General features: G+C 38.7%; 8 protein-coding genes. 2 read left to right on the forward strand and 6 right to left on the reverse strand.

Annotation, left to right across the window (positions count from 1 at the left end; translation table 11 throughout):
* A partial coding sequence (locus tag F6K40_RS29700; RefSeq protein ID WP_293141069.1) for an SNF2 helicase-associated domain-containing protein occupies positions 1-3,219 on the reverse strand: 3,219 nt, incomplete at its 3' end.
* Between the two features lie 1,493 nt (positions 3,220-4,712).
* On the opposite strand from F6K40_RS29700, the gene F6K40_RS29705 reads away from it, so the two are divergent.
* Positions 4,713-6,866 carry a polyribonucleotide nucleotidyltransferase gene (locus F6K40_RS29705; RefSeq protein WP_293141071.1) on the forward strand — a complete coding sequence of 718 codons (2,154 nt, stop codon included), beginning with the start codon at positions 4,713-4,715 and terminating at the stop codon, positions 6,864-6,866.
* A 614-nt stretch (positions 6,867-7,480) separates the two neighbouring features.
* Here F6K40_RS29705 and F6K40_RS29710 read toward each other — a convergent pair.
* The 3 genes from F6K40_RS29710 to F6K40_RS29720 form a co-directional block, all read right to left on the reverse strand.
* Positions 7,481-9,919 (reverse strand): VWA domain-containing protein, encoded by a 2,439-nt coding sequence (locus F6K40_RS29710; protein WP_293141073.1) that lies wholly within the window; start codon positions 9,917-9,919, stop codon positions 7,481-7,483.
* A 140-nt stretch (positions 9,920-10,059) separates the two neighbouring features.
* Positions 10,060-10,533: a hypothetical protein gene (locus F6K40_RS29715; protein ID WP_293141075.1), complete on the reverse strand. Its 474-nt coding sequence runs from the start codon at positions 10,531-10,533 to the stop codon at positions 10,060-10,062.
* Positions 10,534-10,652: 119 nt separating this feature from the next.
* Positions 10,653-11,165, reverse strand: a complete 513-nt coding sequence (locus tag F6K40_RS29720) for a PEP-CTERM sorting domain-containing protein (protein ID WP_293141077.1) — start codon at positions 11,163-11,165, stop codon at positions 10,653-10,655.
* Between the two features lie 805 nt (positions 11,166-11,970).
* On the opposite strand from F6K40_RS29720, the gene F6K40_RS29725 reads away from it, so the two are divergent.
* Complete coding sequence (locus tag F6K40_RS29725) at positions 11,971-12,171, forward strand: hypothetical protein (protein ID WP_293141079.1); 201 nt, start codon at positions 11,971-11,973, stop codon at positions 12,169-12,171.
* A gap of 72 nt (positions 12,172-12,243) precedes the next feature.
* On the opposite strand, the gene F6K40_RS29730 is transcribed toward F6K40_RS29725, so the two are convergent.
* Both F6K40_RS29730 and F6K40_RS29735 read right to left on the reverse strand, forming a co-directional pair.
* Entirely contained in the window at positions 12,244-15,699 is a 3,456-nt protein-coding gene (locus F6K40_RS29730; RefSeq protein WP_293141081.1) for an ExeM/NucH family extracellular endonuclease, read from the reverse strand.
* A 1,815-nt stretch (positions 15,700-17,514) separates the two neighbouring features.
* Positions 17,515-18,468: a diguanylate cyclase gene (locus F6K40_RS29735; RefSeq protein WP_293141083.1), complete on the reverse strand. Its 954-nt coding sequence runs from the start codon at positions 18,466-18,468 to the stop codon at positions 17,515-17,517.
* Between the last annotated feature and the right edge of the window lie 364 nt (positions 18,469-18,832).

The following is an 18,832-nucleotide window of genomic DNA, read 5'->3' on the forward strand; positions in this document are numbered from 1 at the left end:
CTCCAAACTATTAATCAATTTTTCCAAGGTAGTAGGAGAAAATTCTGGAAAACCGTCGAAAGTTCGAGTCGTTCGTTGCGAAAATTTCTGTGGAGCATATCCTTCTTCGACAACTTCACTAATACTCTCCAAACTATTAATCAATTTTTCCAAGGTAGTAGGAGAAAATTCTGGAAAACCGTCGAGAGTTCGAGTCGTTCGTTGCGAAAATTTCTGTGGAGCATATCCTTCTTCGACAACTTCACTAATACTCTCCAAACTATTAATCAATTTTTCCAAGGTAGTAGGAGAAAATTCTGGAAAACCGTCGATATAAACTTTATTCTGGATTCCTAAATGTTGCAGTGGTAATTTAGTTTTCTTGACTAATTCGGCGACTATATCGGAAGCAGGAATTCCTTCAACGTTTGAGTTAGGAATTTTTTCACAAATTGACTTCAGTTTTTCTTGTTTTCCTGAGTCATTAAATCCTATTTCTTGTAAGAAACGGCGTGCTGAGTTACCGCTAAATGTTCCAATATAATAGATACGAAAAATTCCAGTACCATCGGTAGCTCGTTTTTGTTTAGGTGAAATTTTCATCCAAATTCCAAAGCGTCTGAGTAGAACAGATAATTGTTGAATAAGTTGGGATGATGCTGTAGAAATTTCGATATTTCTAACAGTTTTACTTACCGAACCTTCTGCATCAAAATAGTTGCTCAGAAAAATTCTAATGCTGTCTAAGTCAGCTTGCATAATAAATGGTGGGATAATTTTTTCAGGCGATCGCTTCCCCCACTTATATCCTTTTCCTTCCAAAAATTTTCGATACTCTACACTATGCGCTCTAATTTCATAGCAATCTTTTTGACTACTATGAGGAACAATTTTAGGAGAATTAATTTTAATGTCATATCGTTTTCCAAGTCTGCGAAAAGTCTCAAGTAAATCTTCTAAAACTTCTTTTCCCTTCTGAGAAATACCGAACATTCCAGAGTCGAATCTTTCCCATCCTTCAGCTATTTGCCAAGCAATAAATTTGACTAAATCTTTATCTTCTGCTTTTCCATCCCACACCAGTTTTGCAGGTACACAAACATAATCTCCCACCTGAAAATTATTTTTCCAACTATCGCGAATAAATAATTTATGACTCTGAGTTATCGTAATACTACTACCATCTTTCAATCTAACCCTGCGTAACTTTTCTCGTACCTGCTGCCGATATAACCGTTTGATCGGAGCAAGGACAATTTTTCCTGTTGTCTCATCTAGAGAATTTACCAATAATTCCCGAGTCGGTTTTGCCCAAAACCCTTCCCCATCAAATTCGGCCTCACCTGCATAAGCTTGCCAAATTTCCTCCGCCTGCATTACCATACTATTAACAAATAATTCTGTATCAGGCGACACACATTTACCGAGGCCCATGTCGTCCGCCAAACAAGCACCCAAACCCCAACGTTCCAGAAAAGTTAACCAACTAACCCCTCGTGCTTGATAATTCCGCAATTCTCCCCGAAAATTCTCAGGTGTAGGAATTTCCTCCAACGAACGATTATTTGTCAAAGTATCCAAAAGTTCCTGTAATTTTCCCCCAGTTTCAAAATTAACAACGGGCAATTTTTCCACAGTCTGAGTATCCCCAGTCGCCAACCGCAAAGCATCTTCCAAAGATAAAGCCATCTCATCTTTACGAGTAGCAAAGAAATTTTGTGCTGCTCGGACATCTTGAGGTTGTAATTCCACCCACTCCCCATTAATTTCTACCAAAGGACTATCTTTAGCTACTAATTTGTCAAACTCAGCTTTAGTTAATTTCTGACCTCCAATAGATAATTCCCATTGGAAATTAAGAAGACTTTTCAACCCAAGTCTTTCAGCTTTTTTCATTTTTGGAGCAGTTGCCTGAATACTCAAACCTAAACGAGACGCCCATCCTTCTCGATTAGCCAAACTAGGCGGTAAAATTACCCCCAATCCACTGTCAGAAAACCGCCAACTTCCACTTTTAATAAACTCATAAGCTTGTTGTGAAGTTAGTAGACAATATTGGGGAGTTGCTTCCTGTAAACTAGGTTCAATAATTGGATAAATTCTTGATGCTAAACCTAAGCCTTTGAGCAGAGTTTCTTGAGGCAGTTCAATTGTTTTTCCTTGATAATTTAAACTTGCCACAGGATTTTCCCAAATAGTTTTCGCATCAACAAAAAAATCTGGGTTATCGACTGCTTGGAGACAGTATTCGAGTTTCCATTGTTTGGAATTATTGGATGGTGAGTAGAGACGAAAACAGGTAATAAATCTCTTTTCTGTAGCTTGATATTCCTGTAGAGGCGATTTCCAATTCTCAAGTATTATTTGAATTTGCTGTGTTTCTTTAGCAGCAGGTAATTTTAAATTTGATTTTCCTAATAAGGATTTCAACCATTGTCTAATTGACGGATTTAATGAGGTGGTTTCTGTTGGAGTCCCGGCTGATAGTTGTCTAATTTGTGTATCTATTATATTTTTCAAAAAATCTTGGATAATTTCTTGACTCGATTGGAGTTTTGGTAATTTTGAGGAATTATTTTCGGTAGTTATTTGTAGATTTTCTAAGGAAATAGGTGACTCCCAATCAAGGTGATATGTGCGACAAACAAGAGGCATTTGTAAGGTAAAATTTTGCAGCCTAGTTTGGTCTATAGAACTATCAAGTAAAGGTTGCCAAGTTGCAATAAATTCTTGATTTGATGTTTGTTCAATAGAGGGTAAAAATTTACATCTTGCTAATAAGTCGAGACTCCATCGCGCAACGTGAGACCAAAACTTTAAATCTGCTCCGATGAAAGATTCAGTAATTTTTCCCAAAGGAATAGATTGTAAAAATTTAATTGCTTCTAAAGGTTCTAGACAAATTCCTTCTATTTGCCATGGATAAAGATATAAATTTTCTGATATTTCTGAAAAATTTGTGGCAGAGTGAATCGGGTATATTTTTTTGCTAGATTCTGATAATTTTGTGGGGATAGCTAAAGTTTTAGTTATGGATTTTTTGTGCTTTTTTAAAGAGAAATTGATATTTGCCTCAGATAACTTTAACAGTTCATCTAAAGTTATTGCATAAGGATTATTAGTAATTTTTCCTGTTTCACCAGCATCCTCCTCTGTAATTCTGCGCCAAGTTTCTCCCCAAATAAATAAAGAACTAGCTTGTTGATTTTCTGTCAGCCAAAAACTATGTAAAATTGCCATCTTAAATATCTATCAAAAAGGTTATATTTTGACTACTAATTTTTTCTACTGTAAATCTTTCAATAATGAAATTTAACAATGAAAAACGGCATCCGAGTTCAAATAACTGGATGCAAACTTCATCATTTGCGATGAAAGGTAAGTAGGATTATTATAGCGGTTTATCTTCAGTAAAATTCTAGGGTCTGTCATCAATTAGAAGTTACAAGCTTTGTCAGTCAAGGTTTTTCGGGTCAGGAGTTTTTCAAGGCCAAAAGCTCAAAACTCTTGCCACATAGAACTTTCATATTTAATTGATGACACGCCCTAGAGATATTAGGAGAGTTGGAAAATTTCACTACTCATCCCTCTGAGGTGGTGCTTCAGGAAATGAATCTATTATTGCTCTATACGCAATAGTCGGAAAATTTCACTACTCATCTCCTCTCAGGTGGTGCTTCCAAAAATGAATTTATTATTGCTCTATACGCAATAGTCGGAAAATTTCACTACTCATCCCCTCTCAGGTGGTGCTTCCAAAAATGAATTTATTATTGCTCTATACGCAATAGTCGGAAAATTTCACTACTCATCCCCTCTGGCGGGGTGTCTCAAAATTTGCAAACTTTAACCCCCCAGTAGCCCTACACGTTTAAGTGGTGGTAACCGTGCTTTTGGAATTTGGGAAAGACAAAAACTCTTCTTGAAGAAATTATTAAGGTGATTAAATCAGGAGGAAATTATGTTACCACCAAATCTAGAAGATACAGGAGATGGAGGAAAACTCCATTGGTCAGGAGTATTGGCAGCACTTATTACTATTGTAGTTATGCTAATTGTCATACTATAAAAATGCTAATACTACATAAAATAACTTTTGTCAATCTCCCTAAATCAACCTTTTTCAGCAAACCCTAATTAAATCAGGAGAACGTTATGGATTATAAAGGTCTAGAAGATAAAATCTTAGATAAAGAAGGAAAACAGGATTTGTCAGGAGCAGTTCTAGGATTAATTGCTTTTATAGTATTACTGATTATAATGCTATAAAAACGCTGTGAGTGAAATTTTTGCTCTGATATGACAGACTGCTACAACAAAAGCAACCCCCGGTGATAAATCTCTGGGGGTTTGCTATTTTCAATGAATCAACTATTTCTCTATATTTCACCCATGAGAAAGAAAAAATCAACTACTTATCATCGGCTTTTTTGTATAACTATTGTCATGGCAAAATTCAACAATTTTTCTAATACAACATTTAAGGAGTGTCAGCCAACTACTAGATTTCAAAAGACTTCTGACTTCTGACTTCAAAAAACTCCGGTGCGTTACATTTCATTAACACATCCTACTGGACTACTCCGAATCCGTGCATCCGTGCCGTAATCTGTGTGAGCAACGCACCCCACTAAATTAACTTCTGACTTCTGACTTCTGACTTCTGACTTAAAAATTGCCCCATCAAGAATGCTACGATTTCCTAAAGAGAATATAGAAGGAAAAAAAACTGGATGGAAGAGATAGACAAATCCATATCCTTTGACGGACGGGATATTCGACTGAAGGTTGGTTTATTCGCGCCTCAAGCGGGTGGCGCTGTGATGATAGAGTCAGGAGATACAGCAGTCTTAGTCACAGCTACTACAGCTAAGGGTAGAGAAGGAATAGACTTTCTACCTCTTTTAGTGGACTACGAAGAAAGACTCTACGCTGGAGGAAAAATTCCCGGTGGTTTTTTGCGCCGGGAAGGTCGCCCTCCAGAAAAAGTAACACTTACTGGCCGTTTAATTGACAGGCCACTACGCCCCTTATTTCCTGGTTGGTTGCGGGACGATATTCAAATTGTGGCCACAACATTGTCCATGGATGAGGAAGTACCACCAGACGTGCTAGCTGTAACAGGTAGTTCAGTGGCAGTATTATTGGCCAAATTACCATTTTACGGCCCAATGGCTGCAGTGCGAGTAGGTTTAGTGGGAGATGACTTTATCATTAATCCTACTTACCGTGAAGTTAAAAATGGCGACTTAGATTTGGTTGTCGCTGGGTCTCCCCAAGGAGTAATAATGGTAGAAGCAGGGGCAAATCAATTGCCAGAACAAGACATTATTGAAGCAATTGATTTTGGTTATGAAGCAGTTTGTGACCTCATTGAAGCTCAACGAGAAATTATTGCTGAAATGGGTATTGAAATGACAGAGTTGGAACCTCCTGAAGTGGACTCCACTTTAGAAAATTATATCCAGGAAAATTCTACAGAATCTATTAAACAGATTCTGTCTGAATACGATCTGGATAAAAGTCAGCGGGATGAAAAACTGGATGTAATTAAAGATTCTCTAGCAGAAGCGATCGCTGAACTTCCTGAAGAGGAAGCAGTCAGGGTAATGATTGAATCTGACGAGATGGCGTTAGGGAATACTTTTAAGGGCGTCACTAAAAAGCTGATGCGTAAACAAATTATTGACGAAGGTATCCGAGTTGATGGTCGGAAATTGGATGAGGTACGTCCTGTGTCTTGTCGGGTAGGAGTTTTACCAGCAAGGGTTCATGGTAGTTCTCTATTTAATCGAGGTTTGACTCAGGTAATGTCTGCTGTTACTTTGGGAACGCCTGGTGATGCTCAAGAATTGGCAGACGATTTACATCCTCAAGATGAAAAACGTTATTTGCATCATTACAATTTCCCTCCTTTTTCCGTAGGAGAAACTAAACCATTACGATCGCCTGGTCGTCGGGAAATTGGTCACGGTGCTTTAGCAGAACGTGCATTGAACCCAGTCATACCAACAAGCGATGCTTTTCCTTATGTGGTTCGGGTAGTTTCAGAAGTGCTTTCTTCAAATGGTTCAACTTCTATGGGTTCCGTTTGTGCTTCTACTCTAGGTTTAATGGATGCTGGAGTTCCTATTACTAAACCTGTGAGTGGAGCAGCTATGGGTTTAATCAAAGAAGATGAGGAGGTTCGGATTCTGACAGATATTCAGGGTATAGAAGACTTTTTGGGTGATATGGATTTCAAAGTTGCTGGTACCGATAGTGGGATTACAGCTTTACAAATGGATATGAAAATTACAGGTTTACCTATAGAGGTAATTGCTGAAGCTATTCATCAAGCTAAACCAGCACGGATGCATATTCTGGAGAAGATGCTGAGTGTGATTGATGAACCTCGTCCGGATATGTCACCTTATGCACCGCGACTCTTAAGTTTCAAGATAGACCCAGAAATGATCGGTTTAGTCATCGGACCTGGTGGTAAGACTATTAAAGGTATTACTGAGGAAACCGGCGTCAAAATTGATATTGATGATGATGGCACCGTAACTATTGCAGCAGCGGATGGTGAAAAAGCTAAACAAGCGTGCAATATTATCCAAGGGATGACCAAGAAACTCAATCCTGGAGATGTTTATGTTGGTCGCGTGACTCGAATTATTCCTATTGGTGCTTTTGTGGAAGTATTTGCAGGCAAAGAAGGAATGGTTCATATATCCCAAATTGCAGATTATCGCGTGGGTAAGGTAGAAGATGAACTAGCAATTGGAGATGAGGTTATTGTTAAGGTACGAGAAATAGATGCTAAGGGTCGAGTAAATTTAACTCGCTTGAATATTCACCCTGATGAAGCTGCTGCTGCTCGTGCTAATGCAATAAATTATTAAGGAGAGTTACAAGTCAAAAGTCAGACGTCAGAAATGGGGAGGAATAATTCTGTTTTTCTGTGATGGAAACAGCGAGAAAATTGAGTTTTCTTTGGTGTGTGGAAGTATCCCATTAACTGGCAAACTTTTGACTTGGAATAACAGAATTTAGAATTTAGAATTTAGAATTTAGAATTCAGAATTTGGAATTTGGAATTGAGAATTCAGAAGGAAAATACTAGATTTTTTCCCTAAAAAATCTCAATAACCATTATCAAAAGAAATGAATTATAATCAAGATTTATTAATTTAATTGAGTTGCGATCAACTCCTATTTTGGAATTCTAAACAAGCAAATAACAATTAATGCTACTATAGCAATACAAAATAAAACAAAACTCTCTTTGTGGAAAAATAATTTGTTGACAAAAAAGTTCTATTATAATTCTAGTATTGAATTTAAAATTTGTGAGGTAATAATTTTTTGTCTCTGAAATCTTTTACTAAATCTACTTTACTTGTGCCCCATATTATAGGGATGCTCTATAGAACATCCCTACATTTTTATAACGCCTTTATCCAAACATAATATTTAGAGTCAGGGCGATATCTTGAAGAAACATCGCTGTTTTATTTTAGCTAAAGATGAAATTATCTGAATTATTGAGTTCTGCGGCAGTAACTTCTTGAACTTCCACTAGAGAGCGAGGACTTCCAGTACCAGCACTCCCATCAGGATCGATAGTCAAATATGTGCTATTGGAAGTAGAGGCAAAGCCAACATAACCATCAGCAATAGGGTCAACACCTGCAAAACCAACAACATCCAATACTTCAACTAAGTCAATTTTATCCCTACCAACTTCAAAATCAGTGATAGTGTCTCGTCCATCTCGCAAGCTAGTGTAGACAAAGATATCGTCACCATCGCCACCAGTGAGAGTATCTCCACGTCTGAAACCAGTAATTGTATCATCGCCATCGGTACCAATCAAATTATCCCGACTACTTGTTCCTTCTATTGTGTGAATTTCCTCTTCAGTAATAGGAGTTCCTATCGCTGCGAGGATGGCATCTACTACTTCAGACGCATTGGCAGGATTAAAAAATTCTCCTCCGGTTTCAGTAGCGAGGTTTTGAAAATCTCTAGAAGCAGCAGAGTTGCTGCCAATCATAATTGTGAATATTTCCACAGGAACTGTTGTCGAAGTGCCGTCTGGTTCTGTGGTTTGTAAAGCAAAGCGGGTGACGGCCAAGTTCTCATTAACGCTGCTGGTCTCAATATCACTTGCTATTGAGGACGCAGAAAGGCTGCTAGCAGAACGGGAAACCCCGACATCGGATGCTAGCTCCAGCACTTCAGATAGAAGTTCGGGATCGTCCGCAGGTTCGTCACCAAATAGAAAGATGCGTCGGGCGATCGCTTCCTCGCGCCATTCTCCTGCACTGCCATTAAGTGAGTGTATTAAAGCGCCATTCACTGGTTCATAACCGCCACTAATTGAAATGCTATTGATGGCATTGATGGCTGCAGTTTTTCGGTCTTCGATTTTTGGTTGCTCGGTGAAGGAGAGATAGGTTGTTGGGCCAGAGTCATTATATCCAACGACGGATATCCGAGAGTTAAGTAAGCCGCGATCTTCATCAAAAATCTCATCAATGATTTGGCTAGCTGCAGCTTTAACTGCCTGCATATCGTCGCTCATGCTACCAGTTCTGTCGATGACGAAAGAGATATCTAGCCCTGGCCCAATGCGAACCGTTTGGTCTAAAAATTTGGCAAATCCCACCCTTATTAATTCATCTGTACCATCGCGGTCTTCCACTGTGTCAGTTATCTTGACTACATCATCGCTCAGAAATTCAATATTGTATTTTTCTCTTGGACCTTCATAGACGGAAATCTCGTTTTCTCCGAAAAAATCTGTTGGTATTAGTGAAAATGGTATTCCACCACCTATGACATCATTACCCTTGCCACCGATGAAAGTATTCTCACCATTACCACTCCTACCAATGAGTCTGTCGTTCCCATCCCCTCCTCGAAGTTCAGAATTGTCTTTAATACTTTCTAATGTATCATTTCCAATACTACCGATCACAAGAATACCGTTTTCATCATAAGACGTCGTAAGCTTTGGGGCATTAAGAGGTGCTTCCAGGAAATCTGCTTCTTGCGTACCATAGAAAATTGGTCGGTTTTGGTCATCTAGGAATCTAGTCACGCCATCATTAAATAAATCGTCTGTCAGTTTAGTTATGTCCTCATTTAACTTGAGCAAATTCGCACCCTCAGTAAATGATTGTTTTGTCAGAACATCTGCGTCATAGGCTTCGCGATCATACGTAACTTCGGGAATTGAGTCCTCATTAACATAATCAAAATATACTGTTCGACCAATTCCAGAGGGATCTACGTTTGGTTTAAGAATTGCATTACCAATATTAGTTAAAGGGCTACCCCCATCAAAATCGAAGTTATCCCGATCTGTATCAAGGTTATCTGGGTCCTCTTCTGCAACTTCCCGGGGCTCAATGGCGAAATTTTCTATCCTCTTTGTACCGTCAGTTTCAACAATAAATAGTGCATCGTCAGAAATCTTATATTCTTGCGTGTTGTAAAGGTAAGTTCGTTCTGCATAGTCATCAGTTTCATCTCGCCAGTTAAGGTGTTGCATCGTCCAGCCGAAAGAATCCATATTAAACTCATCTCTTGCCAGTTGTGCTTTCTTATAAGTTCCAGGTTTATAAAATTCCTCCCACTCTAGTATTACTGGTATTACAGTACCCTCAGGTCCTAACTCAAACAGAGTATCCCCATCTTCATAAAAAAACCTTTGTACCAACTCAAACTGAGACCCAATAGCAAACCTTCCAACAGTATCCATAAACTGTGTCGCATCAATTGGAATTTTAATAATATCAATATCAGATGGCAGTGGATCGGGTGGTTCGGGTCGAATCAAGCTTTCATCTGCCAGATTGGTTGGAGTTGTTTCCTGTCCGTACAAGTACCAATTTGTTATTTCATTTACTGCTAACGGTTCTAGCGGTGCTATCGGTCCTGTCACCATAATTTTATTGCTCCTATTGTATATTGGCTAGAAATTTACAATTTGAACTTAGTTCAAATATTTGTCATTGTATGAGGTTTCTCAGTTAAGATTAAGCTTCAAGAAGATGCCTCCATTCGCAAGTTGAGATTACGTTTCCTTCAAGAAGATGGCTCCATAATATACCAGAGTTGTCCACAATTTTGCAGAATAATTCCTCTTTTTGATTCCCGCGATTTTCTTTCCCCATTTTCATCTAGATAGTAAACAGGATAATTCATAACTGTCACTTCTCCACTATGAATACCTGTGATGCGTAACCAAAGACTAGCAATGCCAGAAGGACGGACAGTGCAGCAGTCGGGGTTACTCTCCATAAACTGCTCAAAGCTTTCGTATTTTATTCGTTCGTAACGTTGTCCCCCATTTTCATAATTTTGTCCCTTATTGACGAAAACAGTATCTTGCTGATTACCTCTCTCAAATACTTTTCTAAATTTATCCTCATCACTTAAATAGCGCATCTGCGCGAAGCAAAATCCCGAATAATTTAAACCAGCGTAGAGCATAAAAAGAGCAAATGACACTCCCAAAAATGTGCCACAGCCAGAAAAAAATCGATTATCGTCTTCCATTTTTATTGTCCTATGAGTAGGATAATACGGGACGCTCCATGGAACATCCCGTATTATCGTGCGCTATTTTATCTCAAATATTTATTCAAAAATAATGCTCCATTTTTTGATAATGATGTTTACTTTCTCTTCTTCAAAATACCACTGCTACCTACAGCACCCAAAGCTAATAAACTGAAAACAGCAGTTGGTTCAGGTGTAGATACTGGAGATTCTTGACGCAAAGTGTATGTGATATCTCCTCCTGCTTCTTGTCCATCAATAAAGTATATAAAAGTTGCTGGTTCATCAATTTCAGGTACAGCTTCTAAAAAAGAAAACTCAACATCTGTATCTATAACATCAGAAATTAATCCCAGGAATTGATCGTCAAAAAGTACCTCTGGATCAATTAAATCAGCTTCAGTGTAGTTAACGCCCTCGAAATCGAAACTGAATTGGGAAACTAATAAATTAGAATCATCAAATTCCAAAAATCCAGAGTATGTTTCACCAGCTAAAAAACCGTCTAAATTATTAACTTCAAAATCATAAGTAATTGAAGCAGCATTAACAGGGTTAGCATTAATTACAGTGAGGCCAAGAATTGCACTTGTAGCAACGAAAGATAACTTTTGAAAAATGTTAGTCATGGTTGTTTTTGGTAAAAGGGAGCAAATGTTTGTTGTTTTTTTGATAACTTGAAGGAGTTGTAAGAAACCGGGTTTACGCAAAACAGATATTAGTATTGCCGTGTCAAGACTAAAATTGTGGGTTATCTCAAATCCGCTGGGCAACGGAAGTGATATAATTCTACCATCAGAAAAGAGTAAAAACTCCTAGTTGGTGGAGGGTTTGGAGACCAAACCCCTACAGTCTTGAATTATACCGATACTACCGGATTTGATATTAGGAGCGAGTAACGAGCGAAGACCTCTCCCCGCTTTCAAAGCTATGCCTTACTCACATCTTTCTTAACATAAAACTTGGGCATTATAGATAAGTTATGTGCAAGCGAATCAAAGGCTTTTTTGGGAGAAAAGTGTGTTGAAAAATACATTTTTTTGATAATTTTACACAGAATTGTTCCTCCCCCTCCTCCCCCTCCTCCCCCTCTTCCCCACCCTCCCACAAGGGTTTCAAGAGTTGTGAGTAATGGATAGACTTTCAAAGGGGGGCAAGGGGGGATAGTTGTGGGGTTGGGGGGTTAAGTTTTTTAACCCACATTTTCAAGCTTGACACGCCAGTATGGTCAGACCTAATATAAACCCGGTTTCTGTTCTTCAAAGTTGTTAGACACCCTGTAGCTTCTGAACTGGACTATGCCAGAAAAATTACTTGCTTTTTCACTACTATACAAAACTTTACTAGCAATGCCAAGAGTGATAATACTGATGTCTAAAAAAACATTTAAGACCCAGTAATTGACTGAAATAACTTAAACAGGACTAAAGCCATGTGAACCCAGAAACCCGGTTTCTCGTAGATGTTTATTGTCAAAAACAACAATTTCTCGTAGAAACCGGGTTTCGCATGGCTTTAGTCCTCTTAAACTTTGAGTTTCTTTTCTATAGTCTGAAGATTCAGATCAAGAGCGATCGCCCAAGGTTAGCGATCGCTCAAATCTCAATTACAGGACTTACGCAAATTATTAGATAATACGCTATCCCTAGAGGGCGAATACCATTCGCCCCTACTATATATGGCGTCTGTGCGTAAGTCCTGAATTAACTAAAAAATGAAATTGTCTGAATTATTCAATTCCGTAGGGTCAACATCTGACACTAACAACAAGGTGCGAGGGCGACCAATACCAGCACTACCATCAGGATCTATTCTCAAATATGTCCCATTGGAAGTAGAGGCAAAGTCAACATAACCGTCAGCAATAGGATCGATACCTTCAAAACCAACAACACTCAATACCTGAGATAGGTCAATTTTATCGCTAGTAACTTCAAAGTCAGTAATAGTGTCTCGTCCATCTCGCAAGCTAGTGTAGACAAATGTATCACTGCCACCGCCACCGGTGAGAATATCTCCACGTCTGAAACCAGTAATAGTGTCGTCACCATCGGTTCCAATCAAAGTCTCCCCACCAGAAGTGCCGTCAATTACTGCTCCAGGAGTTGCTCCAAAAGTTGCTTGAGAAGTGGAGCTTTGCAAATTCAAACCAACTATTATAGGATCGTGGTCGGAATTGCGGAATGGATCTTGACCGTTGAACAAATTTGGATCGCGTCCGAAATCAAGGTTGTAATCTAGAGCATCAGGTTCGTCAGCATTAACGTGCCACTCTGTTGCTCCTGTTACTTGATTTATCAAACTAGAATTAGCTAAAGCATAATCAAGGGTTCCTAACTGCCCATCAAATGTGAAAGAGTAAGCGTCATTACCGACAAATTGTTGTGCAAGATCAGTGTAACCTTGTGCCTCCAAAAATGTAATTGGATCTTCCTGAGCGTAAGCATTAAGGTCACCTACAATCAAAAAGTCACTATCTCCACTACCAGTAGGGTCAGTATTTAACCAAGCATTTAGAGCTTGAGAACCTCGTAAACGAGTACCATTGAAGTTACCTTGGCCGTCACCAATATCTGCATCATCTCCAGAACCAGTACCACCTTTAGACTTGAAGTGGTTAACAGATATGGTAAAACGCTCTCCTGTAGCTAATTCTTCAAAAGTGACAGCCATCGGAGCGCGGTTTGTACTCGCCCCATCAAATACTGTGCCACTTAAACCAAGACCAGGCAAATCGGAATCTGTGAGAATTTCTACTGTTGTTCCGGGAGCAACTTGAACGCTGTCAGTTTTGTAAATTGCGCCGACAGAAATGGCATCCCCTGTCTCCACAAAAGGAACGCCTGGATCGACATAAGCATAAGTACCTGCACCAACTCGGTTGTTAAGTTCATCAACCAATGTATCAATGGCAAACTGACCATCACCATTTTGGTCTGAACCAAATTCGTTCTCTAACTCAACCAAACCAACAACATCTGCATCCATCTCTGCTAGAGTTGTCACTAACTTTTCAACCTGACGGTCAAACTCAGCTTGGTTATCGGCACCACGAGGGGAAAGACCATTAGGACCGCTACCAGGATTACCAGTTTCGTCTAGAGTAGTGAAGAAATTGAGAACATTTAAGCCAGCAACCGTCAAATCTCCGCCTACAGGATCGGGTGTTACTGGACGAGGATTGGTTGCTTGGAAATCTACAGGGTTAACAGGTTGAATGCGGTACTCGCCAAAACCAAAGCTGAGAACACCGGATAAATTATCAACAGTATCGCCACCCCGCAGAGTATTGGTAGAACTGAGAGGGTTGCCACCACGACCATGAATAATTGTATCGGGGTTTTGAACTGTTTGACCATCATCAAGCAGAATGCGTCGGGTAGCGATCGCTTCTTGATAAGCAGCAAAACCTGCAACGTCTGGAGCATTGAAGTCAGTAAATTGTTCGAGACGACCATCGGTTCCTGGTTCATTACTGGTGCCGTCAGAAGATAGGATGACTTCACCGAAGCGGTCTAAGTTGAAAGATCCAGTAACAAATAGGGTATCGGGAATTGTGATTCCCATTCCCTCAAAAGCTTCTAGATCGTCAACTGTAGTCACTGGGAAATTTACAGTAGCAGGAGTTGGTAAGGTATCTGTTCCTTGAATGGAAACAGAGACATTAGTTAGTTGAGTCAAACCAAAGAATTCATCTACTGTTCCTGTAACCTCAACAACGTCTCCAATATTCACATCTACCGCAGGAGAGCTGCCATCAAAAATGAATAATCCTTCAGAAGTTAAAGGATCGGCATCTGCATCAGCGTCTTCTTCTTGAAGAAAGAAACCGTTCAAATCTCCGTTAGTTCCGCTAGCACCATCCTGATAGTCTCCCACAACAACTGCTTCAATAGTTACTGTTTGACCCTCTAGTGAACTTGAGTCACTGCTACCTTGAATTTCGTGGATAAAAGTAGTAGTAGGAGTCGGATCGGGATCTCCACCATTATCAGTAGTTCCAGTGCTAGGATTGATAGTTCCAAAGGTACCAGTACCAATGGTGGGGTCAGTATCAAAAATCGCTGGAGTTACGTCAGTTCCATTAACATCAAAAACTTGACCGTTGTCTGGATCGTTAATGGCATAAAGGTCTCCTACACTAGCATCCCGGAATATCAGTCTGGGTTCATCACCTGTATAGGCAAAGTCTGTTCCACCGAGGTCTGTTCCATATAAGAATGTTTGATCGCCTGTATTATCAGGTACCCCAATTGCATCAAATACTGTACCAAAGGTTGAGAGGTCATCTGCTACTCCATCATTGTCAGTGTCAATGTCTGTAGAGGTACTTCCTGTAAACTCAGATAAAAGCGCTACCGTAAATGAAGGGTTTTCTAAATCAGGAATATCAAGAGTTAACAAACCATTAGCATCGAAAGTTCCTGAAACTGATGCGACACGATCTACTCTTCCTGCACTACTACCAGAGTCACTTTCAATACTGACAATTACGCCATCAAAAGCATCTCCTGGTGTGCCACTGAGTTCAAAGGTTGTCTGAGCAGGATCGGTGCTTGTGGGATTGGGTTGGAATTCACTGATTAAAGGGGTGGTTCCACCGCTACCACTTACAGTGAAAGGGTTTGTTGGCATTGTCTGTCTGGTGCTATTGCTGCCAGACCAATTAGAATTATCGCCGATCGCTGCCAGTAATTCTGCTTGAGTCCCAGAAGTAATACCTGTATAAATGGCATTGTCAATTTCGTTTAAAGCTACTGCTGTTTCGCCATTGACTAAACCTGTGGGTAGGGCGGATGTATTGGAACTGGTAGAGTCAGACTGCCATATTCCGGGGTTGCCTTCACTGTTGAGAGCATAAATAAAGGTGGGGTTGGTGTCAGTTCCTTGATAAGCAATAATTTGGTCGCCACTAGCTGAGAATAAAATGCTACTGACAGTAGGATTAATTATTGTTCCGGCAGTAATGTCTGTGGGTGCTGTCCAAGTAAAAGTGCCTTCAGTCGCTCTGAAGGTACCTGCAGCTTGCCAACCGTTATCGGTAAAATTAATTTCTGTACCTGCACCAATATCTACTAATGGGGTGAAGGCAAATTCGTCGGGGTTATCATAGTTAAAGCCAATAATAGCTATATCACCTGCTGATAATGTTGTTGTAGCCATTTCTATTTCCTAATTAATTGGATGTATTTTTAACAAAAGTGTAAAAATTACCTGCGATTCTTTTTAATGTATGAATAATGTCACACACAAAACTGAGACAGAATTGCTCAGAAGATGCCTCACTCCAGGGTAACTACTTACAAAAGCAATCAGCACTCAGCAAGTTAGCACTCAGGACTAAAGGTTTAGAAGGGGACTGTTACCTCTCCGCGCAGCTTCCGGTTTATAGAAAGAAACCGGGGATTTAAACCCAGAGCTGCTAAAAGCTGGTTAAATTACTTAATCAATCTAAACAAATCAATCCTATGTTTTGGTTAAAAAAAAGTTAAAGACTGAGCTTATTTACAAAAACTTCATTTTTTCTATCAATTTTATGAAGGTTTTGTAAAGTCAATAATTGATTAGCTACAAAATTGGATTCTAGTGTTATAATAAAGGATCTTTTTTGGTCAATATCAAACTACAAATAATCAATATCAAACTACAAATAAAGTAACGGCTAATAATATCATGTTTGGATAATTAGGGCTTGCTGATTAAACCTAAAAGCATTGATATCTAAAGACTTTAGCCTTTTTTTTTAACCAAAAAGTGTGCCTGTTTCAGTCTAAAACGCTCAAAAAATTAGTATTTTAGGTGAGAGTTGGGCAGAACAATCTTGGGACAATTCTTACTCCTACCTCCTCTAAATCCTTATTTCTCCTGTCTCCTGTCTCCTGTCTCCTGTCTCCTACCCCTACTATGCATACTTTTTCAGCAAACCCTAATTAGTGATAGAACTCCCTTCCACTAAGGTGTTTCATGTCGCGCAGCGAAACAAAAAGTTTTTGTTTGTAGTATTGATCTAGCAATATTTGTAGTTATTGCTAGATCAATACGACGAGAGCTTCTAATTATAAATATTCAACCGGACATGATATAAATATTGGGATATAAAATATTTACTATTATGTCCGATCATGCTTACAGCGGTTTAATGATGAATAAACCACAATGATACTTACTCTTCACTCCTAACTCTTGACTCCTGACTCCTAACTCCTAACTCCTGACTCCTGACTCCTGACTCCTGACTCCAAGATCATGAATTTAGTGGTCTACTCAACTGAAAAGCGCTGTATTATTTATTTAGTAGCGATTAGTAGCGATCGCTAACTTTCCAATCAAAAGTCTCAAAAGTCCTAGTGCAGGATGGCAGAAATAACAATTTGCAGCTTACTAGCTTCCCTTAAGCCTTACTAATCAATAATGCATGAATTTTGAATTTTGACTTCCGCGTAGTGGCACTAGGGGTATAGGTCTAATTAAAGTCAAAGGTTTTTGACCAAAAATATTTAGATAAAACCTGCCCCTAATCTTTACAGGATTAGACAAATAGGTTAGAAAATTTATAAATGCTCAAACCTAGTCAGAGATTACTTCTGACTTCTGACTTCCGAAGACAAACAACTACTCCAATTCACACAAAAAGGAAGACTATGGAAAGACGCAAATTTATCAAAAATTCATCTCTATTTGCCCTATCATTAGCAGGGGATTTCATTAGCTAATCTAACTTTATCACCCCAGACATTAGCTCAGATAAAAGAAATAAAATTTGGTATTATTTCTACCGAATCTCAAACCAATCAAAGACCAATTTGGGAACCATTAATTAAAGCATTTTCTGATGCTAGCAGTTTGAGTAAATAATTTTGTAAATATTAGGATTAGGGGCAATTCTTAACGAAGTCAGAAGTCAGAAGTCAGAAGTTGACGCATTTAATGGGGATTAGAGTAACCCTATTCCTATTCCCTGTTCCCTATTCCCTATAACTATATTAAACAGCACTTGTTCCTTCCTTGTTGCTTTGCTTGATAAACTCCTTTATCTGCTCGTGATATCATATCATCTAAACTCCGATCTTTAGTATAATATGTACTAACTCCAATACTAATAGTTAATAGAAGATTTCCCACGTCAGTTTTAATAATATTGCTAGCTACCATTTTTCTAATTCGCTCTGCCAATATAAATGCTTCCTCTCCAAAAGTTTCAGGTAAAATAGCCATAAATTCTTCTCCACCATATCGACCTAAAAAATCAACATTGCGAATAGCATTTTTAATACTTTTAACTACTGTACATAGAGCTATATCTCCCACTTGATGACCGTAGTTATCGTTAATTTTCTTGAAGTTATCTAAATCCATTAATAAAATAGAAAAAGGCGGACCATATCTACTAACACGATTAAATTCTTGATGAGCAAAATCAAACAAACTACGACGATTTAAGACTCCTGTAAGTGGGTCAGTATTGGCGAGTTTTTGCACTTCTACTAAAACATTTTGCAACTCTATTTGTGTAGATTTTAATTCGTCAATTGTATGTTTTAGGAGTAAATGATTCCGAATTCTCGCCAAAAGTTCAGCTTTTTTAAATGGTTTATTAATATAATCAACTGCTCCTAATTCAAAAGCATTGACTATGTGTTCCTGTTCATTACTAGCAGTGAGAAAAATAATTGGAATATTAGTATATTCTGGGTCACTCTTTAATTGCTTACACACTTCTAATCCATTCATTTCAGGCATCATTAAATCTAATAAAATTAAATCTGGTTTTGAAACCTTAATTCTTTCTAGAGCTTGATGGCCTCCCTTGGCAAAAGTAAGACTATAACCTATGGGTTCTAAGATTACTCTTAACAATTTTAGATTAGTAGAAATATCATCAACTGCAAGGATATAAAAATTTTCTGGTTTAAATGATTCTTGTTTCAACATACTCTGAATCTAATGATGATTATGGACTTGTTTTGTGTGAGAAAGAATACAGGAACTTGTTTAAGCATTTTAAAAAAAAATTTTTCAATTATCTACAGCTATTTATACTACTTATAGAACCCATTAGGGATATTTAGAAATAGAGAGAGAGTAAAGCAGTAGGGGAGTAGGGGGACACAGAGCAGAAGGTTTTCCCCATTATCAGCTTAATTTTATACACAAAGATACTGGACATGATATAGCGTTTCTCAGCAATCGTGAGGTACACCTATCTTTATTTGTTCCTATTTCCTATTCCCTGTTTCCTATTCCCTATTCCCTATTCCCTGTTCCCAGTTAAGTGTTCCCTGTTCCCTAAAACCAA

This window comes from Okeania sp. SIO3I5, from assembly GCF_010672085.1.
Lineage (GTDB): Bacteria > Cyanobacteriota > Cyanobacteriia > Cyanobacteriales > Microcoleaceae > Trichodesmium.

What these genes read in the sequence shown, in the direction of transcription:
- F6K40_RS29730 (WP_293141081.1), bottom strand. Translation starts at nt 15,699, where the DNA reads ATGGCTACAACAACATTATCAGCAGGTGATATAGCTATTATTGGCTTT.
- F6K40_RS29715 (WP_293141075.1), bottom strand. Translation starts at nt 10,533, where the DNA reads ATGGAAGACGATAATCGATTTTTTTCTGGCTGTGGCACATTTTTGGGA.
- F6K40_RS29705 (WP_293141071.1), top strand. Translation starts at nt 4,713, where the DNA reads ATGGAAGAGATAGACAAATCCATATCCTTTGACGGACGGGATATTCGA.
- F6K40_RS29720 (WP_293141077.1), bottom strand. Translation starts at nt 11,165, where the DNA reads ATGACTAACATTTTTCAAAAGTTATCTTTCGTTGCTACAAGTGCAATT.
- F6K40_RS29735 (WP_293141083.1), bottom strand. Translation starts at nt 18,468, where the DNA reads ATGTTGAAACAAGAATCATTTAAACCAGAAAATTTTTATATCCTTGCA.
- F6K40_RS29710 (WP_293141073.1), bottom strand. Translation starts at nt 9,919, where the DNA reads ATGGTGACAGGACCGATAGCACCGCTAGAACCGTTAGCAGTAAATGAA.